We start from the raw sequence: 1877 nt of genomic DNA, 5'->3' as shown, positions 1-1877 counted from the left end.
ACCTACTGACCGAAACTCCAACGAACTATCGCCGCTGGTGGAATAACTCCTGGGCTGTAGTCGAGGAGGGAGGGCAGGCGAACGCGGGTGAGTGGACGGCACAGGATGACAAGCGGCTGCGCGAAGTTGTGGATGCTTCTCACAGCAAGGGCTTTTGGATCCGCTTTTACACGCTCGATGGCTTTGACCCACAGAAGAGCCAGGGATGGGGTGCCAGCTACAACTTCGGGTCTCGCGAGGCCGTTCTTCCACGCTGGAAGGCTGCTATCAGTGCAGGCGTGAACTTCGTGGCAACCGATCAGTATGAAGATTTCGCCACAATGGTTCCGCAGATAGAGAAGTCATTGCGGCCGGGACCGTCCCGCTAAGCCGTCCTCAGATGCCTGGCATGCAATAGAAGGGAGGAGGGCTCCGAAATGAAAGCAGAGAATAACCATCGTGCATTTCGCCAGCGTGCTTACGGCATGAAGAAGCACGATGCGACGCATCTTCACTACGATCTTAGGCTGGAATGGAATGGGGTGTTATTGAGCTGGGCTCTGCGAGAGGGACCTAGCACGCAGTCGGGCGTGCTTCGAGAAGCGGTTGAGATGGACGATCACCGCCTGGCGTACCTGCAGTTTGAAGGTCTTCATCGAACAGGAACAATTATGCTCTGGGATCAGGGAAGCTGGGTGCCATATCCGGAATGTGACGATGTCGGAGCCAGCGTGCGCAAGGGAATTTTGCGATTCGCTCTGTACGGAGAAAGGCTGCAGGGCGACTGGACCCTTACCAAAACGAATATCGTAGGAAGCGATTCGCGTTCACTCTGGACGCTTTGTAAGCACGCCGATGAGTTTGCCGAAAGCTGGGCAGGCAGGTGCATCCTGAAGGAGCAACCGAACAGTATTACCGGCAGAACGATGGAAGAGATCAAGCAGGAATGGACGCACCCGAGGAAGAGGCAGGAACGGCAAGCAAAACTCTTCGACTAGTCGTTGGAATGCAGTTCTGTAAGGAACCCTGCGACATAGTCATCTGGCCGTCATTTCGTAGCTCCCAGACTCTCAACAAGCGAAAATTGCCGAGCTCACCCATCCAGATTGCGACTTGAGAATCTGCGCCGTTGACTGTGCGAGATTGATGCTAGTGCTCACGAGCGTGAGACCGGGCCAATATCCCGGAGGGACATTGGCCACCCGCGCACATAGCCAATCTCGAAGAGGCTAGTCGTCCAGGCTGCCCATGCTCAGATTGACGGTTGTTCCAGTCAATCCACTTGCCTTGTCGGAGGTTTTGCTACCTCGTCAAGCGTCATGACACGTTTGGGATGGGTCATGTGCATATTTACATGCGCTGCCGCAATCGACTATCTTCTGCACTGCAGCCTATCCAAAGGAGGCGGCTATGACGAGAAAATATATCGATTGCAGAGAGTTCCCGAATGAGGCGAACTGCACGTTGGCAATTTCAGGTACCGAAGAAGAGTTGCTCAACGCAGCCGTAATGCACGCTATAAGCGTCCATGGCCACATGGACTCACCGGAATTGCGGGAGCAGCTTCGCGGATTACTGAAAGACATGCCGGAGATGCGGGTTGCGGCCTAGGGCGTGTCATTCAACTCCTGCCGTCAGCGTTGCGAGCGCAAATTAGTTCTTTGGCATGCTTTTAACTCGTTCACGATTCCGGACGAGCCCATCAGCGGACAGGATACGAACTCGATTTCCTCGTCTCGAGGTGTGTGTCTTTCTTAACCAACGCAAACGAACTCTGAGTCTTCACTCGCTGCACGATTTCATCGGCCTGGAGGAACACGAAAACTTCAGCTACGAGGTGCTATTTGGATACAAGGGCGCATCGCGAACAAGCTGGAGGAGGTAACAATGGTTGCTGA

The 1877-nt window shown here is 54.3% G+C and carries 2 protein-coding genes and 1 pseudogene; all 3 read left to right on the top strand.

Annotation, left to right across the window (positions count from 1 at the left end; translation table 11 throughout):
* Positions 1–368 (top strand): annotated as a pseudogene (locus tag AB4043_RS24205) (hypothetical protein); the annotation flags it as partial.
* Positions 369–416: 48 nt separating this feature from the next.
* Positions 417–977, top strand: a complete 561-nt coding sequence (locus tag AB4043_RS24200) for a DNA polymerase ligase N-terminal domain-containing protein (protein WP_442302562.1) — start codon at positions 417–419, stop codon at positions 975–977.
* A gap of 412 nt (positions 978–1389) precedes the next feature.
* Positions 1390–1590, top strand: coding sequence for a DUF1059 domain-containing protein (locus tag AB4043_RS24195; RefSeq protein ID WP_442302561.1), 201 nt, complete (start codon positions 1390–1392; stop codon positions 1588–1590).
* Positions 1591–1877 lie beyond the last annotated feature (287 nt).

The organism is Terriglobus sp. YAF25 (assembly GCF_052113305.1).
Lineage (GTDB): Bacteria > Acidobacteriota > Terriglobia > Terriglobales > Acidobacteriaceae > Terriglobus.
The sequence above is the reverse complement of the archived record's forward strand: the minus strand, read 5'-3'. Positions and strand labels throughout refer to the sequence as shown.